The following is a 17,891-nucleotide window of genomic DNA, read 5'->3' as shown; positions in this document are numbered from 1 at the left end:
CTCACCGCGCGTCCGTGGCCAGGGCCAGCCACTTGCCGTCGAGCCGGACCACGAGCGAGGCGTCGTCGAGCCAGGTGAGGAGCCCCGCGAGGTCTACCGGCTCCACGTCGAAGGTCTGGGCGCCGAGCGCAGCGGCTCGCAGCGACACCGCCAGGTCCGGGTCCGACAGGGTCGCGTCGTCCTGCGGGCAGCCGTCGACCAGGTGGGCCAGGGCATCGGGGCGCTGGCCTCGGCGCATCGCCCGATAGGCCAGGTGCTGCCAGCTGCGAAGGAGGTACGCCGACGCCCCGGCCGCCGCCCGGTCCGCGCTGCGCTCGTCCACCACGAGGGTCGAGCACTCGCCGATCTGCTGGGTGAGCCGGGCGCCTCCGTCGTGCCGCTCGTGCCAGCGGCCCACGGCGGCACGAAGCGCAGGCTCGTAGTCGGCGGTCACGTCGTGGCCGACCCGAGCGAAGAAGTGATACGCCAGCCGGCTGCGTGACTCGGGGGCCACGCCGGCGTAGACCAGGTCGGCGTGCCACGCGGGGACGAGCTCCCCGAGCCCGAACTCGTCCGGCCGGTCGAACATGGGGCTGAACCGGTCGACGACCAGCGGGTTGGCCGATCGGGGCGGGGACAGGTGGGGGATGCGCGCCATCAGCTCGATCGAGTCGGCGTACCACTCGGCTCTCTCGCCGGGCACGTCGTAGAGGTGGAACCACAGCGGCTCGACGTCGTGGTTGCGGCAGTGCTTGAGGAGCTCGACCTGGGTGAGTGCGCGGGCGCCCTTGCGCATCAGCGCCAGGGCGGGGGAGCTGAGGCTCTCGATCCCCGGTTGGACCGTCGAGGCACCGGCGCAGGCCAGCCGTGCGACCTGGTCCTCCCGCAGGTTGGACTTCACCTCGCAGAAGAAGGTGAGGCCGGCCCCGGAGAGCGCCGGCAGCAGGGTGTCGAAGTAGGCCAGGTCGAGGATGTTGTCCACCACCATGAAGGTCGTGCAGTCCCATCGCTTCGCGAGCCGATGGATCAGGCCGATAGCGGACTCCGGCGACCGGCTGCGGAAGTTCAGGCCGCTCGGGTTGAGGCCGCAGAAGATGCAGTGCCGGATCGCGCCCCACCAGCACCCGCGCGCGAGCTCGATGACCAGGGTGCGCGGGGCGACCGAGTCCATCGCGGGTGGCCGCTGAGCGAAGTAGTCGGCGAAGTCAGGGTCTGGTTGCTCGTCCAGGTGGTGAACCTGTTGTGGCGCAACGGTCTTTGTCACCCCTGAGGGGTGTCGCAGGGTGATTCCTGGAACGGTGTCGGGCGAGCGGCCCTGGGCCAGCAGATCGAGATACGTCACCAGGGCGTCGTCGGCCTCCCCGGCGAGGACGTGATCGATCCACGGGAAGCTCTCGATCAGCTCGACGCCCATCTCGCCCTGGGCGTTCGCGCCGCCGAAGACGATGGTGCTCTGCGGAGCACGTTGCTTGATGGAGCGGGCCAGTGCGAGCGAGGCGGCATTCTGCGCGAACATCGACGAGAAGCCGATGACGTCGTAGTCGGCCCACGTCCGCAGCTCCGTCATGATCGTCATGAACTCGTCGAGCCGATCATGGCACTGCAGGATCCGGGCCGTCGCCAGCACCCGTTCGTCGATCGTCAGCGGGAGCCCCTCGGTCGTCGCCAGCCTCGCCAGGACCTCGTCCACCGCGCCGGCCGTCGACGGCCACAGCTGGTCCGCGAAGAACACGTCACCGAGGTCGTCCGTGCTGGCGAGGACGCTGTAGTCGAGAAAGGCGTCGGCCATCGAGTCGGCGAGCGACGCCGTCCACGACAGGAACTCGAGCGAGCCGTAGATCACCTCGCAGGAGTGACCGGCCGCCCTCACGATGCTCGACAGGAGGCTGGGTCCGAGGGCCGGCGTGGTCACCGGCATGAAGGGCATGGAGACGAGAGCAAGGCGCATCCGCTCCTCCTCGGGTCGGGCCTCGGGTCAGGCTTCTGGTAGGCACTCAGGTCAGGCTTCGGGTCACGCGTCGACGGGCTGGTCGCCGAGGAGCGTGCCGAGCATCTCCTCGACCAAGTAGCTGTCGACCACCCGGTCTACGACCTCGGCGGCGACGCCATCGGTGGCGCGGACGCACATCTCGCAGATCGAGGTGTAGTCCTGCGGCAGAGCGCGCTCGGGTGTCGCCGCGCGCATGATGTCGTAGAGCTTGCGCGGACCGTGGGTCGTGATGAACCGGAAGTGCGACCGCGCGGCCATGGCGTCGTAGAGCTCGGCGACGCTCGTGTCGAAGGCGTTGCCCACCGTGAAGGCACTGATCTTGCCCCCGGCACAGCAGCACGCCTGGAACGATCCGTCGGGATACAGCACCGGCTTGTTCACGACCTCGCCGCACACCTTCCCCGGCGGGAAGAAGTCGGCGGGATACCACCGCAGGTCCTCCGGGTGGGTCGCCGCCCGACCGAGGCCGATGAGCGCTCCGTAGTACACGAAGATGTAGTCGTCCTGCAGGTGGTGCAGCGGCAGCCGTTGGCGAGTCACCTCGCGCAGGTCCAGGAGCCGGTCACGCTCTACGCCGTAGAGCTGAGCGAACTCCGCGAGCGGGTCCTGGTCCCCGTTGGAGACGAACGACACGATCCGCGGGTAGCCGAGCTCGGCGGCGCAGTCCAGCGCGTTGCGCAGCGTCTGAGCGGGGGCGAACTCCAGGTGGAAGCGGTCGGCGCTGAAGTTCACCTCGCCCAGGCCGGCGGCCTTGAGCGCGCCGAGGAAGGACAGCCCCTTGTCCCTGGTCCGGGCCCAGCCGCCGTTCGTGACGATCCGCGACTGCAGGCCCAGTCTCCGGGTGAGGTCGAGCAGGACCAGCAGGTCCCGACGTATGAGGGTCGGCTCGCCACCGGTGAAGGTCACCTTGCCGAAGTCGGGCAGCGCGGCCGCCTCGACGATGAACCGCTCGGCGTCCTCGAGCGCCATCCGGTCCCGCACCCGCGGTGAGGACTCGATGCCGCAGTGCCGGCAGGTGAGGTTGCACCGGCGCGAGAGCATGAGGGCGAACTCTCGCGCCGGTCGCACGCCGTCGGCCTGGGGCGGCGCGTGCACGAGCTCCTCGTGCTGGGCGGGGGTCCAGGTCATGACGGCACCAGCCGCTCAGCGCTGCCGCGAGATCTGGATGAGGCGGGCGACCTCCTGCACGTTCAGTCCGCTGACGCGCAGGCCCTCCGCGGTGTGCACGGTCAGGCTGCCACCGACACCCCGGCTCACCCGCTCGATCCCGCTCGCGGGCAGGACGCGCTCGTCGATCTCCCTGACGGCCCCCGCCACCGCGACGGGCACCGCGACCACGGCGGCGACGACGGCCGCGACGACGGCGACGGTGGCGTTGTCTCCTTGGGGTCCGAGCGCGTCGACGCCGGCCCGGACGCGGCTCAGGTCCTTGTTGCGGATGGCGATGGTCTCGGCCACGAAGTCCGTCACGGCCTGGGGGTCGGAGCGGTCGAGATCCGCCACCGAGGTGCCGTCCTCCTCGAGCGCGGTGCGGACCTTCGCGACCTGCCGGTCGACGACGGCCTGGTCGATGGAGGTCGGAAGGTCGACGGAGGCGGGCACCTCGATGCCGTGATCGGCAAGGTAGGTGCGCGGGTCGGCGGCGAACTTGGCGCGCTCGGCGGCGTCATCGATGAGCGTGCGCTGGAACTCGGCGATGGAGGTCATCTCCACTCCTTCGGTGCGTGTGGACGAGTGATTTCCACACACTAGGAGTGAGATGAATCGCAGAGCGTGAGTAGTGACTACTCTATTTGGGCAGGCTCGGGGCGCGCACTACTCGGTTGAGGTCCTGGCGACCGGCCACCCCGAGCTTCGTGTAGACCCGCCCCAGGGTGTTGTCGATCGTGCGGGTCGAGAGGACCAACCGGGCCGCGATGGCTGCGCTGGTGAGCCCGTCGGCGGCGAGCTCGGCGATCTCCTGCTCACGGGCGGTCAGCCCCCCACCGGGGCGGGTGTCCTCCTCCTCCGGACCGGTGCAGCAGGCGCGGAAGGCCTCGAGTCGGCGACGCGCAGCGCGCACGTCGTGGGCGGCGCCGTGGGCGAGCAGCCGCGCGGCTTGCCGCGCCGCGCCCAGGGCCGGTCCGGACAGACCGAGCTCCTGGTAGCCGTCGGCGACCTCCAGCAGGGTGCGTCCGTCGCGCTCACCGAGTGCCTGGATCTGGCACAGACGCAGCCGCGGCCACCGTCCGGTGAGCAGCGCCTCCAGGCCGAACCCCAGCGCGGCCGCCTCGTCCACGGCGCCCAGGTCGGCGAGCGCCTGGACGATGATGACCTCCCAGCCGTGCTGGCCTGCCCGGTGCGCCTCGGCGACCTCGCGGCGGGCGGTGACCAGTGCCTCGGCGCGGTGGCCCTCGGCCATGAGGGTGTGCACCCGCGCCGACCCTGCCCACCATCGCACCGCGCCCAGCCGGGCGTCGGGCCCGTCGCCGAGCGCGGTGAGCTCGGCTCGGGCCGCCGCCGGCCGACCGGACGCAGCGGCGACGAGGGCCGCCAGCTGATGACGGCACAGCGTCAGCCAGTCCGTGTAGGGGAAGTCGTGGGGGAGCGCCAGGTCGGCCGTCTCCATCAGCTGTTGCGCCTCGGTCAACCGCCCGCTGAAGAGCGCCAGCTGCGCCGCCTGCAGGGACCAGACCACCTCGCCGGCCGGCCAGGCGGCCGCCCGGCAGGCCTCGAGGCGCTCGGTGATGATGGCACCCGCACCGGGCAGGTCACCCTCGAAGGTGAGGGCCGTCGCGAGGGACGCGAGGGCCTCCTCCCGCGCATGGGTCCAGTGGTCGCCGCTGCTGGCTCGGTGCTGGGCGAGCGCCGCCCGCCCGCTCTCGACGGCACCGGCGAGCTGACCCCCCAGGGTCTGGGCTGCGCAACGCAGCTGCAGGGCTGCCCCGACGACGTCGATGGGTGCCTCGTCGTCCTCGATCACCATGGCCGTCCACGCGAGGGTCTCTCGGGGGTCCCCGCGGAAGGACGCCTGCTGTGCTCGTTGGACGGCCAGCACCGGCACGACACCGGGGCCGTCGGCGAGGGCCGCTGTCGCCCGGTCCAGCACGTCGGTCGCCGCACGAGGACGCTTCAGCGCGAAGTTCAGGCACCACGACCGGAGGGCGACCAGGCGGGCGAGCGCGTGCGGGTCCACGGTGTCAGGGCCACCGTCGCCCGGGGCGCTCCAGACGATCGACGCGAGGTGGGCGTCGGCCTCCCCGGCACGACCACACAGCACGAGCAGCAGGGCGAGGAGCGCGCTGGCCTCGGCGCCGTCCCCGGCGGCGACGGCGTCGGTGGCCAGCCCCAGGGCGAGGGGAAGGTCGAGGTTGTGCATCGCGCGGGATGCGGCGCGAAGGTACAGCCCCGGTGGTGGGGCGATCTCTCCGTCGCGGTGCCACAGGGCGAGGGACACGACGTCGTCGCTGGCGTCCTTGCTCTCCCAGAGGCGCCGGGCGACCTGCAGCCGACGCACCGGCGTCAGCAGCGAGCGTCTCAGCTCCCCGATGTAGGGGTGTGGCCAGGACACGACCAGACCGCAGGTCGTGCGCTCCGTGCGCACCAGGCCCGCATCCTCCGCCCGCTCGACCGTCGCGGGTCCGATCCCCAGGCGGGCGAGCCGACGCAGCCGGGAGCGGCCCAGATAGGCCAGGACGTCGAGCAGCAGGGCGAGCTCAGGGGGCACGGCGCGCAACCGCGCCTGGGCGAGGAGCCGCAACGCCTCGTCCGTGGTGCCCGGCGGCGACTGCTCCTCGAGCCCGGACGTCAGCGCGTGCCGCACCGCCTCGCTGAGGTAGAGCGGGTGGCCCTCGCACAGCCGCCACAGGCGGTCGAGCTGGGGGCGGGGGAGCGAGGCGCCGTGCAGGAGGGTGGCCAGGGTGTCGGCCGCGCTGCGGGCGAGCGGCCCGAGCACCACCTCGGTGTGCGGGAAGTCCTTGACCAGCAGGGTCGCGGTGGGGCTGTCCGCCTCCCGGACCGTGGCGATCGCGAGCGCACGCCCGGTCTGCGCGACGTGGCGCACCAGGGCGACGGTGCAGTCGTCGAGCTCGTCGACGTCGTCGACGAGGAACAGCAGCGGCTGGTGCAGGCTGAGTCGATCCACCAGGGCGGCGGCATCGCGCAGGATCGAGAAGAGGTCTCCGCTGCCGAGGTCGGGAAAGGCGAGGAGCAGCGCACCGAACGGCACGGGTCGCAGCGCGTGCGTGGCGGACACCGCGACGCACGACCGGCCGGCGGCCGCCGCTCGGGCATGCACCTCCCGCAGGACGCGGGTCTTGCCGATCCCGCAGGGTCCGCGAACGACCGCGAGGCCCGTCCCGCCGGCATCCACCGCAGTGAGCAGGACGGCGAGCTCGCGGACTCGGCCTAGGCAGGGCGGATCCCCGCGCGCACCTGGCGGCCCACCCCCCGTCGTCGGAAGCGTCGACATGATGGCCCCCTCGTAAGATCTGACTCTCACCACGAGAGTGGCACGCACGCGAGTGCGGTGGGTAGGGCTACCGGACACAAAAGGTGAGAAGATCGGCCACGACCACCCGCGCAGCCGGTAGAGATGACACGCGAAGGACCAATCATGATCGACGACACGCTGTTCGAGGCCGAAGAGAAGATGGAGAAGGCTGTCGAGGTGGCCAAGGAGGACTTCGCCGCGATCCGCACCGGCCGCGCGAACCCCGCCCTGGTCTACAAGGTGCTGGTGGACTACTACGGCGCGCCGACCCCGCTGCAGCAGCTGGCGTCCTTCCAGGTGCCGGAGCCGCGGATGATCCTCATCACGCCCTTCGACAAGAGCGCGACGCACGAGATCGAGAAGGCGCTGCGCGCGTCCAGCCTCGGCGTCAACCCCAACAACGACAGCGGCGTGCTGCGCATCGTCCTCCCCGAGCTGACCCAGGAGCGGCGCAAGGAGTACATCAAGCTGGCGAGCACCAAGGGTGAGGACGCCAAGGTGTCCATCCGCAACATCCGCCGCCACGCCAAGACCGCGATCGACAAGCTGGTCAAGGACGGCGAGGTCGGCGAGGACGACGGCACCCGCGGCGAGAAGGAGCTGGACCAGCTCACCAAGAAGTACGTCGACAGCGTCGACACCCTGCTCAAGGCCAAGGAGTCCGAGCTCCTCGAGGTCTGACCCCGAGGCTCCCGGCCCCTCATGAGCAGCACACCCGACAGCGATCCTCAGCCGGAGATGCCGAGCGCCCCCGCCGGCAGCGCGGTGGAGGCTCGCTCGGCCGACGCGGTCCGCGAGGCGCGTCGGGCCCGGGTCAACAACCGCGCCGGGCGCAACCTGGGTGCGGCGATCAGCGTCGGTGTCGGCCTCGGCCTGCTCATCGTCGTGTCCCTGTTCACCCGCCGCGAGACCTTCCTGCCGGTCGTCATGGTCGCCGTCGCGATCGGCATGTGGGAGATCGCCTCGGCAGTGCGCCACCAGCACGTCCGGGTGCCGCTCGTGCCGACGCTCGCCGGCGGCCTCGCGCTGCTGCCGATCGCCTTCGTCGGCGGCCCCCGCTCGCTCACCCTCGCCTTCGCCCTGGTGTGCCTCGCGATCATCGTGTGGCGCGCCCTCGACGGCGGGGTCCACGCGCTGCGGGACGTCTCGGGCGGGGTCCTCACCGTCGCCTACGTGCCGTTGCTCGCGGCGTTCTGCATGATGATGCTGGCGCCGCCCGACGGGCACTGGCGGGTCTTCATCTTCATCCTCGTGACGGTCTGCTCCGACATCGGCGGCTACGTCGCCGGCGTGCTCTTCGGCAAGCACCCGATGGCCCCCTCCGTCAGCCCGAAGAAGTCCTGGGAGGGATTCGCCGGTTCGGCCCTGACCTGCATGGTCGCGGGCTCGCTGTCCGTGCACTTCATCCTGCACGCCGACTGGTGGATCGGGGCGCTGCTCGGCGTCGCGTCGGCGGCGACGGCCACGGTCGGCGACTTCTGCGAGTCGGTCATCAAGCGTGACATCGGCATCAAGGACATGGGCCACGTGCTGCCCGGTCACGGCGGCATCATGGACCGGCTCGACTCGCTGCTGATGGTCGCCCCGATGGCCTGGGTGGTCCTGTCCTACCTGCTCCCGGGGTCCGCGCCGGGCTGACCCTGCGCGAGCCTGCGACAATGGAGCTGATGACCGTAGACCAGCCCTCCGCTCCCAGCACCACGCCGGTGCCCAGCGCGCCGTCGAGCTGGGCACACCAACCCGTCCACGCCCGGGCCAGCTGACCTTCGCGGCGCCGCGCCGGGGCAAGCCGCCGGTGCACCTGGCCGACCTGGCCCCAGGTGAGCGCAAGGACTTCCTGACCGGGCTCGGCCACCAGGGCTTTCGCGCCAAGCAGCTGTCGACGCACTACTTCGAGCGCCTGGTCGTCGACCCGGACCAGATGCCCGACCTGCCGAAGGCCCAGCGCGCCGATCTGGTCGCGGCGGCTCTACCGCAGCTGCTGACGCCGGTCGCGACCCGGGTGGCCGACGACGGCCTCACCCACAAGAAGGTCTGGCGCCTGTTCGACGGCGCGCTGGTCGAGTCGGTGGTCATGCGCTACCCGGGCCGCGCCACCATCTGCATCTCCAGCCAGGCCGGCTGCGGCATGAACTGCCCGTTCTGCGCCACCGGGCAGGGCGGCCTGCAGCGCAACATGAGCACCGCCGAGATCGTCGAGCAGGTTGTGAGCGCGGCCCGCAGCCTCAAGGCGGGCGAGCTCGGGCCGATGCCCGAGGGCGACGCCGGCCCGCTGCGCGTGTCCAACGTCGTGTTCATGGGCATGGGCGAGGCGCTGGCCAACTACAGGGCCGCGATCGGCGCCATCCGTCGGCTCACCGACCCGGCGCCCGACGGGCTCGGCATGAGCGCCCGCGGCATCACCATGTCGACGGTCGGTCTGGTCCCGGCCATCGACAAGCTCGCCGGCGAGGGCATCCCCGTCACGCTGGCCCTGTCGTTGCACGCGCCCGACGACGAGCTGCGCGACGAGCTGGTGCCGATCAACACCCGCTGGAAGGTGGGAGAGGCTCTCGACGCCGCCCGCCGCTACTTCGACACCACCGGTCGCCGCGTGTCCATCGAGTACGCCCTGATCCGTGACATCAACGACCAGGCCTGGCGGGCCGACCTGCTCGGCGAGCAGCTGGCCGCGCGCGGCAAGGGCTGGGTGCACGTCAACCCCATCCCGCTCAACCCCACCCCGGGCAGCAAGTGGACCGCCAGCCGCAAGGGCGTCGAGCAGCAGTTCGTCGAGCGGTTGCGCGCGCACGGCATCCCGACGACCGTCCGCGACACCCGCGGTCAGGACATCGACGGCGCCTGCGGTCAGCTCGCGGCCGTCACCGCATAGCCCGTCCCCGGGCCGCTCGTCTCGAATCCCGTTCTCCTCCATCCTGTTTCGCAACAGCCATCACCCACCCACCGCAAGGAGCTCATCGTGCTGAAGGTCACCGTCCCCGAGCAGCGCTGGATCGACCTGGTCGGACCGGTCGACGGCGTGGACCTGCAGGTGTGGGACATGTCCGGGCCGCTGGCCGACCCCGTGGGGGTGACCTTCGTGGTGAGCCCCTACCAGGTGACCAGCGCGGGCTACGACAACCTCGCGAGCGCGACCGACGCGACCGCGTTCCAGCTGCTCAGCGCGGGCTACGAGCATGCGCTGCCGTTCCTGCAGCCGGGCATGGAGCTCGCCAACGCGCGCGGCGTCCACGACTCCGCGACCGCCGAGCTGGCCGCCACGCTGATCCTCGCGGCGCAGCGCCGGCTGCCGGACTACCTCGAGTCCGAGGGCGAGCGCCGGTGGGACGACCGCCGATTCGAGCCGGGCCTCGCGGACAAGAAGGTCATGATCATCGGCTACGGCGAGATCGGGCAGGCCATCGCGCGCCGTCTGCTGCCGTTCGAGACCACGCTCACGGCGGTGGCCTCGCGCGACCGCGACGGCGACGAGCTCGTCGACCACATCCACGCGCTCGACGACGTCGACACGCTGCTGCCCGAGCAGGACGTCGTCGTGCTGATCGTGCCGCTCACCGACGCCACCGAGCGGCTGGTCGACGCCGACTTCCTCGCCCGGATGAAGAAGGGCGCGCTGCTGGTCAACGTCGCCCGCGGCCGGGTCGTCGACACCGATGCGCTGGTCGACGCCGTCGCCTCGGGCCACGTGCGCGCCGCCCTGGACGTCACCGACCCCGAGCCGCTGCCCGACGGCCACCCGCTGCTCGCCCTCGACGGCGTCCTCGAGGTCCCGCACCTCGGTGGCCTCACCGACGCCTTCGCCCCCCGGGCCGCCCGGCTGATCCGCTCGCAGCTGGAGCGCCTCGCCCGCGGTGAGTCGCTCGAGCACGTCGTCGCGACCGGCACGACCAGCTAGCGGCGCCCACTCGCACCCCGCGGGCTCGCCCGGCACGCCTCGCGCGCCTCGCGCGCCTCGCGCGAGCCCCGCGCCGAGATGGTGGTTGGCCACCGCGGGGCCGCCGAGATGGTGGTTAGTTACCGCAGAGCCGTCGAGATGGTGGTTGGCCACCGAGACGGCTGCTGCACCAGCCGTCTCGGTGGCCAACTGCCGTGTCGACGCGTCTGGCGTGGCCAGCTGCCGTCTCGGTAGCTAAGCGCCGTGTCGAGCACGGCAACGGGGTGGGCGGCGGGGGTGGGTGCCGGCGTCGGCGTGGTGGCCGAGTGGACGGTGTGGTGGGTGGGGCTGGTGGTGCTGGAGGGGTCTACGGGGTGGCGTCTTGGGTGTGACGTTGCGCAGGAACTCGTGGGGTGCGCATGAAGCCGTGACATACCGGGGTCCGGGACCTGCGCGTCTTACGGTTTCGGCGGCGCGTCACGGGTTTGTGCGCGTCTGTGGGCCTGCGGCACGGGAGTAGACCGCGTTCCGACCCCTGGGTCGCCGTCCCACTGGGCCAACTGTTCTGCGATGGCCGAGCTGTTCTGCGATGGGTGTAGATGGCCAGTGCAGAACAACTCGGCCAGCTACGAACAAGTAACCCAGTAGATCGGGGCGAGGCTGGGCGGTCGGGCACACGCGCGAGGTCAAGTCCGCTGGGGTGGTGTACGAGGTTGATCCCTCGGTTGGGCGTGTCGGTCAGTCCGTGAGGGCCTGAAGTTCGAGGTCGGTGCTCACCTCCTCGGCGTGATCGGTGTCGATGGCTTGGGCGCGGGCGAGGACGTCGAGCCCGAGGTAGCGGCGGCCTTCGGCCCACTCGTCGTGCTGCTCGGCCAGGACGGCGCCGACGAGCCGGATGATGGATGCGCGGTCGGGGAAGATCCCGACCACGTCGGTGCGTCGGCGGATCTCGCGGTTGAGCCGTTCGTTGGGGTTGTTCGACCAGATCTGACGCCAGACCTCCTTTGGGAACGGCGTGAACGCGAGGATGTCGGCACGAGCGTCCTCGAGATGTTCGGCGACGTCGGGAAGCTTCTCGGCCAGGGCGTCGACGACACGGTCGAACTGGGCGTGGACGGCGTCGGCGTCGGGCTGGTCGTAGATCGAGTGCAGCAACGCCTTGACCCATGGCCAGGACGACTTTGGGGTCGCGGACATCAGGTTCGCTGCGTAGTGGGTGCGGCAGCGCTGCCAGGCAGCGCCCGGGATGGTCGCGGCGATCGCGCTCACGAGCCCGGCGTGCGCGTCGGACGTGACGAGCTTGACGCCGGCCAGGCCGCGGGCTGTGAGGTCGCGGAAGAACGCGAGCCAGCCGGCGCCGTCCTCGCTGGTGGTGACCTGCACGCCAAGGATCTCGCGGTGCCCACCAGCGTTCACGCCGGTGGCTACCAGCACGTGCACCGGCACCACCCGCCGACCTTCGCGGACCTTGAGCACGAGCGCGTCGGCGGCGACGAACGTGAACGGCCCGGCCTCTTCGAGCCGACGGGTACGGAACTGCTCGACCTGCTCGTCGAGCTCCTTGGCCATCACCGAGACCTGGGACTTCGACAACCCGGTGATGCCGAGGGTCGCCACCAGCTTGTCCATCCGCCGGGTCGAGACCCCGAGCAGGTAGCAGGTCGCCACCACACTGGTCAGTGCTCGTTCGGCACGCTTCCTGCGTTCGAGCAGCCACTCCGGATACAGGCTTGACTGGCGGAGCTTGGGCACTGCGACGTCGAGAGTCCCGACCCGGGTGTCGAGGTCGCGGTGGCGGTAGCCGTTGCGGGAGTTGACCCGCTCCGGGCTCCGCTCGTTGTAGCCGGCGCCGCACACCGCGTCGGCCTGGGCGGAGAGCAGTGCGTTGACGAACGTGGTGAGCAGCTCCCGCATCAGATCAGGGCTCGCCTGGGACAGCTGCTCGTCGAGGAAGCGGGCAGGGTCGATACTGGGTACAGCGGTCATCGTTGTGGTTCCTTCTTCGAGTCGGTTTTCGCAGATCACTCGAAGGATCCACCCGGTGGCCGCGCCTACGTCGGAGGCACGCGCTCACTCGGGTCCGTCGTACACCACTCTGCTGGACTTCACTACGCGCGATAGGCCCCCGCGGAGCAGACCCGCCGCGCGTCCCCTGGCGGGAGCGCCCGGGAGCGCGTTCAATGGGTGGATGAGCGACGACGTGCGGGTGGTCAAGAACGACTCCGAGCAGCGCTACGAGGCCTGGGTGGGCGACGAGCGCGCCGGGTTCGTGGACGTCGACGAGCGCGACGGCGTGACCGTGGCGCTGCACACCGAGACCGAGCCGCACTTCGCGGGTCAGGGGATCGGCACGGCGCTGGTGGGCGGGATGCTCGAGGCGGTGCGCGAGCGCGGTGACCGAATCGTGTCGCACTGCTCGTTCGTCACGGCCTACCTCGAGCGGCACGCCGACGAGTTCGGCGACCTACGCGCCGACGGCTGAGGTCGGCCGCGCCGCCTGCAGCAGCAGCGCGACGAAGCTTTCGGCGAGGCTCTCGGCCGACCCGGCCTGTGGGTCCAGCAGGTGCTGGGTCGTGGAGCCCTGCACCACGACGTGCAGCAGGCGCGCCAGATCGTCGCTCGACACCGGCACGGTGAGCCCCCGGACCCGCAGGTAGTCCTGCAGCAGCCGTGCGGTGTCGGCGCGGAGCCGACCCTGCACCGCGTGCCAGGCAGCGCCCGCCTCGGGGTCGCGGATCGCATGCAGGGTGAACTCCCCGAGCAGCAGGTTGAAGGCTCGGCGCCGCTCGGCCCCCGCCTCCTCCTCGCCCCAGACAGCCATGACCTGACGCAGCAGCTCGCGTGGCTCGAGGTCGGCGGTCGCGCCGATCTCGGCCAGCCGTGCGTTGATCGCGGCCCCCTGTCGCTCGTAGAGATCCAGCACCAGCTCCTCGCGGCTCGCATAGTTGCTGTAGAACGCCCCCCGCGTGAATCCTGCACGCTCGCAGAGGTCCTCGACGCTCGTGCCGTGAAAACCCCGCTCGGCGAAGGCCTCGATCGCGGCCGCCCGTAGCCGCTCGCGGGTGGCCTCCCGGCGCTTGCTCACCGGACGCCCGGGACGCTCGGTCTGCTCGGTTGCCATCGTCATGGGACAAGCATACAGTGGTGTATCGAATACAGAGTCGTATCGAAACAGCGAATCGTCACAGATCCGCCCATCCTGATCCTCTGGTCCCGCCTCCGAAAGGCCCCCCTCATGACCCTCTCCGCGACTCGCGCGGCAGTGAACGGCGAGCACGGTCCGCTGCTCCTGCCGACGTCGCTCACCGCGCCCGACGGCACGGTGACACTCGTCATCGGTGACCCCGGTCCCGCCAGCAAAGCGCTGGCTCTGGTGCTCGGCGGCCGGCTGCCGCTCAGCCAGGGTCACGTGCGTTGGCGTGGTGCCGGCACCCCCGCCGACCTGCGCCGCTCGGTGGCCATCGTGGACGTCCCCGACATCAGCGAGCCCGACCCGGGGCTGCCGATCAAGGTGGTCCTGGGGGAGGAGCTGGCCCTGGCCGGGCTCCCGTCCCGCGCCCCGGACATCGAGGCCTTCCTCGACGCTCGCGGTGCGGGCGACCGCCTCAAGGACCGCTGGGACACCCTCGCGCCCGCCCAGCACGTGCGCTGGCTCGCCGAGATCGCGTCCCAGCGTCCCGGGGTCGAGGCGGTGGTCCTTGCGAGTCCTGACCGCTGGGGCGGCGACCCGCACGACTGGCTGCGCGTCGCCGAGGACCTGGCAGCGACCGGGCTTATCGTCGTTGTGGTCTGCACCAGCAACAGCGTCCGGCTGCTCGGCAGCGCTGACTACTACGAGGTAGGAGAGCCGTCCGATGAAGGCCCGTCGCCTGGCCCTGGCCGAGCTCACTCGGCTGACCTCCGGCAAGCTGCTGCGGCTGGCGCTCGCCGCCATGCTGCTCATCCCCACGCTCTACGCAGGGCTGTACCTGTATGCCAACAAGGACCCCTACGCCAAGCTGGCCGAGATCCCGGCCGCGATCGTCGTCGAGGACACCCCGACGACGCTGGCCAACGGCGAGAAGCTGCAGGCCGGCGACGAGGTCGCCAAGCAGCTGGTCGACTCCAAGACCTTTGACTGGCACGAGGTCTCGCGCGCCCAGGCGGTCAGCGGGGTGGAGAACGAGGACTACGACTTCGCGATCATCGTGCCGAAGGACTTCTCCACCAAGCTGGCCAGCGCCACGTCGGACCACCCTCAGCAGGCCACGCTGGAGCTGCTCAACAACGACACCAACGGCTACATCGCTCGCACCATCTCGAACAACGTGGTCGCCCAGGTCACGAAAGCCGTTGCCACCAAGGTCAGCTCGACGGCCGCCAGCCAGATGCTGCTGGGCTTCACCGAGATCCACACCAACATCGCCAAGGCTGCCGACGGCTCCGCCCAGCTCGTCACCGGGCTCGACCGGCTGCAGACCGGTGCCGGTGACCTGAGCAACGGCGCCACCGCTCTCGCGACCGGGCAGCGCAAGCTGCTCACCGGCGCGACGCAGCTGTCGGACGGCATCGACTCGGCGAGCAGCGGTGCGGCACAGCTCGGCTCGGGTGCGCGTCAGCTCAACGACGGGTTGGCGACGCTCGACTCCAAGACGGCCGCGCTGCCCGCCCAGACGCGACAGCTGGCCGACGGCGCGGCGCAGGTCGCTGCCGGCAACCGCCAGCTCGCGACGGGTGCGACCAGCGCCAGCTCGGGTGCGGCGCAGCTGCAGGCCGGCGCCGCACGACTGCACGACGGAGCCACTCAGGTGGCCGCCGGCGCGCACAAGGTCGCCGACGGCAACGCCAAGGTGGCGAAGGCGGGCGACCTCGCCAACGAGGCCGCCCAGCAGCTGGCCTACGTGCGAAACGCCAACCGGGACAGGGTGATCGCCCAGCTGCAGGCGCTCGCCGGCGACCAGGCGCTCACCGCCGACCAGCGTCAGCAGCTCGAGACCGTGATCACCGCGGCCCAGGGCCTGGACGACCGGCTCAACACGGCAGACGGCAAGATCACCCAGGCCGCAGGATCGCTCGATCAGCTCGCCTCGGGCTCGGAGCAGGTCGCCACGGGGGCGGACAAGCTGGTGAGCGGCTCCCAAACCTTGACCAGCGAGCTCGGCAAGCTCTCCACCGGCACAGCCAAGCTCGCGAGCGGCGCCACCAAGGCCGCTGCCGGTGCCGACGCGGTGTCGGCCGGTGCGTCGAAGCTCGCCACCGGTTCCGCCCAGCTGCACAGCGGCATCGCCGCGGCACACGCCGGATCCGCGCGGCTGGCCGGGGGAGCGACCACCCTCGAGAACGGCCTGGGTCGGTTGTCCACCGGTGCCCACCAGCTCGTCGACGGCGAGCGGAGCGCCGTCACCGGCGCGGACAAGCTGGCCGCAGGGGCGAAGACGCTGGGCGACGGCGCGGGGCAGGCACTCTCGGGGGCCACCCAGCTGCGGGACGGTCTACGCAAGGGGCTGTCGCAGATCCCGAACCCGAGCCAGCAGGCGCGTGAGGCAGCCGCCCAGATGATCGGCAACCCGGTCGCCGTGACTAACGACAACCAGGCTGCGGCGAGCAACTACGGCGCGGGCATGGCGCCGTTCTTCGGGGCGCTGTCGCTGTGGATCGGGGCATACGTCCTCTTCCTGCTGGTCCGGCCGCTCTCCAACCGCGCGCTGGCCGCCCAGCAGCCGGCCTGGCGGGTGGCGCTCAGCGGCTGGATGACGCCGGCGCTGCTGGCCGTGGGGCAGAGCGTGCTGGTCTTCCTGCTGGCCATCAAGGCCCAGGGGTTCGGCGTGCAGCACCCGGTGGCGATGATCGCCTTCATGGCGTTCGTGTCCATGACGTACGTCGCGATCCTGCACGCCCTGGTCAGTCGCTTCGGCGCCGTGGGCAAGTTCCTCGGCCTGGTCCTCATGGTGGTCCAGCTGGTCAGCGGCGGCGGCACGTTCCCCTGGCAGACGCTGCCCGCACCGCTGCAGGCGCTGCACCGCGTGCTGCCCATGTCCTACGCCATCGACGGTTTGCGCCACCTGATGTATAACGGGCGAATGTCTTTGCTGGCCCTGGACATCGGGGTGCTGGCCCTCTTCCTAGCGGCCGCCCTGGTGGTCTCCGGGCTGTCGGCGCACCGCGCCCGCATCTGGACGCCGGCTCGGGTCAAGCCGGACCTCAGCCTGTAGCCCCAGCCGTCCCCGGCCTGCTGGGCGGGGACGGCAATGGCATGCTGGGCGCATGGAACGGACCTTGCTGCTCATGCGCCACTCGGAGGCCGGGTTCGGCATCACCGGGTCGGACATCGACCGCTCCCTCACCCACGCCGGCATGGCCGACAGCCGCGCCGCCGGCACCTGGCTCGCCGACGAGGTCGGTCCGGTCGACCTGGTCCTGTGCTCGTCGAGCGCCCGCACCCGGCAGACCTGGCGCGGCATGACGGCGGGTGGCGCCTCCGGCACCGAGGTGTCCGAGCTGGAGGAGATCTACGACGGTGGGGCGGACGACCTGCTCGACCTGGTCCACGGCATCCCGGACAGCGTGCGCACCGCGCTGGTCCTCGGGCACTCGCCCGGGATCCCCACGCTGGCACACCGGCTCGCCGCGGACGGCAGCGGCTCGGACGACACCCGGCGAGCGTTCGGGCACGGCTTCCCGACGTCGACCATCGTCCGGCTCGCCGTCGACCGGTCCTGGATCGACCTCGACGCCGGGCAGGCCGACCTGGTCACCGTGGTCACACCCCGGGCCTGACCGGTGCGGCTGCTCGTCACGGGCGCGGCCGGCTACGTCGGCTCCCGGGTCGCGGCGCTGGCGGCCGACCTCGGTCACGAGGTGGTCGGTGCGAGCAGGTCCGCAGGGATGCCCCTGGACGTCACCGACCGGGCCGCCACCGAGGATCTCGTAGACCGTGTGCGACCGGACGCGATCGTGCACTGCGCCTACCGCCAGGGGGACTGGGCCACCACAGCGACCGGTGCGGCGCACGTCGCCGGCGGCGCTGCGACGTCGGGCGCCCGCCTGGTCCTCGTCTCGACCGACCTGGTGTTCTCCGGGACCAAGGATCGCTACCTCGAGAGCGACCCGCCCGACCCGATCTGCGCCTACGGCGCGGCCAAGGCGGCGGCGGAGACGGTCGTCGCGCAGGTGTGCCCGTCCTACGCGGTCGTGCGCAGCTCGCTCGTGCTCGGCGAAGGCGACTCTGCCCCCGAGCAATTCGTGCACCGGCTCGCGCACGCCCAGGCGCGCGGGGCGCTCTACACGGACGAGGTGCGCTACCCGGTGCACGTCGACGACCTGGCCGCGGCGCTGGTGGAGGTCGCGGTGGGGGAGGCCCACGAGCACGTCGGGGTCCTCCACGTCGCCGGCTCGGAGGCCGTGACCCGCTACCGCATCGGCGAGCTGGTCGCGGCGCGCGACGGGCTGGACCCGCTCACCATCCCGGGCGGACCCCGAGGAGCCGCGCCGGGGCCTGCCGAGGTCGTGCTCGACACCGAGCGCACCCAGGCACTGCTGCGCACCCGGCTCCGGCCGGTCTCGGAGTTCCTGCGCTGAGGGACGTGCTTGGATGGGTC

Annotated in this window: 14 protein-coding genes; 8 read left to right on the top strand and 6 right to left on the bottom strand. The window is 71.4% G+C overall.

Annotated elements, in window-relative coordinates:
* Nucleotide 1: 1 nt before the first annotated feature.
* The 4 genes from MM440_RS03980 to MM440_RS03965 form a co-directional block, all read right to left on the bottom strand.
* Nucleotides 2-1,927 carry a RiPP maturation radical SAM C-methyltransferase gene (locus MM440_RS03980; protein ID WP_241442064.1) on the bottom strand — a complete coding sequence of 642 codons (1,926 nt, stop codon included), beginning with the start codon at nucleotides 1,925-1,927 and terminating at the stop codon, nucleotides 2-4.
* Between the two features lie 63 nt (nucleotides 1,928-1,990).
* Nucleotides 1,991-3,097 carry a radical SAM protein gene (locus MM440_RS03975; RefSeq protein ID WP_241442062.1) on the bottom strand — a complete coding sequence of 369 codons (1,107 nt, stop codon included), beginning with the start codon at nucleotides 3,095-3,097 and terminating at the stop codon, nucleotides 1,991-1,993.
* A 15-nt stretch (nucleotides 3,098-3,112) separates the two neighbouring features.
* Complete coding sequence (locus MM440_RS03970; protein WP_241442060.1) at nucleotides 3,113-3,676, bottom strand: hypothetical protein; 564 nt, start codon at nucleotides 3,674-3,676, stop codon at nucleotides 3,113-3,115.
* Nucleotides 3,677-3,758: 82 nt separating this feature from the next.
* Complete coding sequence (locus MM440_RS03965) at nucleotides 3,759-6,419, bottom strand: helix-turn-helix transcriptional regulator (protein ID WP_241442058.1); 2,661 nt, start codon at nucleotides 6,417-6,419, stop codon at nucleotides 3,759-3,761.
* Between the two features lie 144 nt (nucleotides 6,420-6,563).
* Between MM440_RS03965 and frr the strand changes: the two genes are divergently transcribed.
* The 4 genes from frr to MM440_RS03945 all read left to right on the top strand — a co-directional run bounded on the left by frr (nucleotide 6,564) and on the right by MM440_RS03945 (nucleotide 10,335).
* Nucleotides 6,564-7,121 carry a ribosome recycling factor gene (frr, locus tag MM440_RS03960; protein WP_241442056.1) on the top strand — a complete coding sequence of 186 codons (558 nt, stop codon included), beginning with the start codon at nucleotides 6,564-6,566 and terminating at the stop codon, nucleotides 7,119-7,121.
* A gap of 21 nt (nucleotides 7,122-7,142) precedes the next feature.
* Nucleotides 7,143-8,078: a phosphatidate cytidylyltransferase gene (locus MM440_RS03955; protein ID WP_241442048.1), complete on the top strand. Its 936-nt coding sequence runs from the start codon at nucleotides 7,143-7,145 to the stop codon at nucleotides 8,076-8,078.
* Between the two features lie 88 nt (nucleotides 8,079-8,166).
* On the top strand, nucleotides 8,167-9,312 hold the full coding sequence (gene rlmN / locus MM440_RS03950; RefSeq protein WP_241443348.1) for a dual-specificity RNA methyltransferase RlmN: 1,146 nt from the start codon (nucleotides 8,167-8,169) through the stop codon (nucleotides 9,310-9,312).
* Between the two features lie 87 nt (nucleotides 9,313-9,399).
* On the top strand, nucleotides 9,400-10,335 hold the full coding sequence (locus MM440_RS03945; RefSeq protein ID WP_241442034.1) for a 2-hydroxyacid dehydrogenase: 936 nt from the start codon (nucleotides 9,400-9,402) through the stop codon (nucleotides 10,333-10,335).
* Between the two features lie 717 nt (nucleotides 10,336-11,052).
* On the opposite strand, the gene MM440_RS03940 is transcribed toward MM440_RS03945, so the two are convergent.
* Nucleotides 11,053-12,300, bottom strand: a complete 1,248-nt coding sequence (locus MM440_RS03940) for an IS256 family transposase (RefSeq protein ID WP_241442032.1) — start codon at nucleotides 12,298-12,300, stop codon at nucleotides 11,053-11,055.
* Nucleotides 12,301-12,502: 202 nt separating this feature from the next.
* On the opposite strand from MM440_RS03940, the gene MM440_RS03935 reads away from it, so the two are divergent.
* The gene (locus MM440_RS03935; RefSeq protein WP_241442030.1) at nucleotides 12,503-12,796 is read left to right on the top strand and encodes a GNAT family N-acetyltransferase; all 294 of its coding nucleotides are present in this window, start codon (nucleotides 12,503-12,505) and stop codon (nucleotides 12,794-12,796) included.
* Here the strand turns inward: MM440_RS03935 and MM440_RS03930 are convergent.
* The gene (locus MM440_RS03930; RefSeq protein WP_241442028.1) at nucleotides 12,779-13,441 is read right to left on the bottom strand and encodes a TetR/AcrR family transcriptional regulator; all 663 of its coding nucleotides are present in this window, start codon (nucleotides 13,439-13,441) and stop codon (nucleotides 12,779-12,781) included. The genes MM440_RS03935 and MM440_RS03930 overlap by 18 nt on opposite strands.
* A 727-nt stretch (nucleotides 13,442-14,168) precedes the next feature.
* Here MM440_RS03930 and MM440_RS03925 point away from each other — a divergent pair.
* The 3 genes from MM440_RS03925 to MM440_RS03915 are packed head-to-tail and all read left to right on the top strand — an operon-like array spanning nucleotide 14,169 to nucleotide 17,871.
* Nucleotides 14,169-16,505, top strand: a complete 2,337-nt coding sequence (locus MM440_RS03925) for a YhgE/Pip domain-containing protein (RefSeq protein ID WP_241442026.1) — start codon at nucleotides 14,169-14,171, stop codon at nucleotides 16,503-16,505.
* 52 nt (nucleotides 16,506-16,557) lie between these two features.
* On the top strand, nucleotides 16,558-17,070 hold the full coding sequence (locus MM440_RS03920; RefSeq protein WP_241442024.1) for a SixA phosphatase family protein: 513 nt from the start codon (nucleotides 16,558-16,560) through the stop codon (nucleotides 17,068-17,070).
* 3 nt (nucleotides 17,071-17,073) lie between these two features.
* On the top strand, nucleotides 17,074-17,871 hold the full coding sequence (locus tag MM440_RS03915) for an SDR family oxidoreductase (protein ID WP_241442022.1): 798 nt from the start codon (nucleotides 17,074-17,076) through the stop codon (nucleotides 17,869-17,871).
* Nucleotides 17,872-17,891 lie beyond the last annotated feature (20 nt).

The organism is Arsenicicoccus piscis, assembly GCF_022568835.1.
Taxonomy (GTDB): domain Bacteria; phylum Actinomycetota; class Actinomycetes; order Actinomycetales; family Dermatophilaceae; genus Arsenicicoccus; species Arsenicicoccus piscis.
This window is presented reverse-complemented; position numbering and strand designations above follow the sequence as displayed.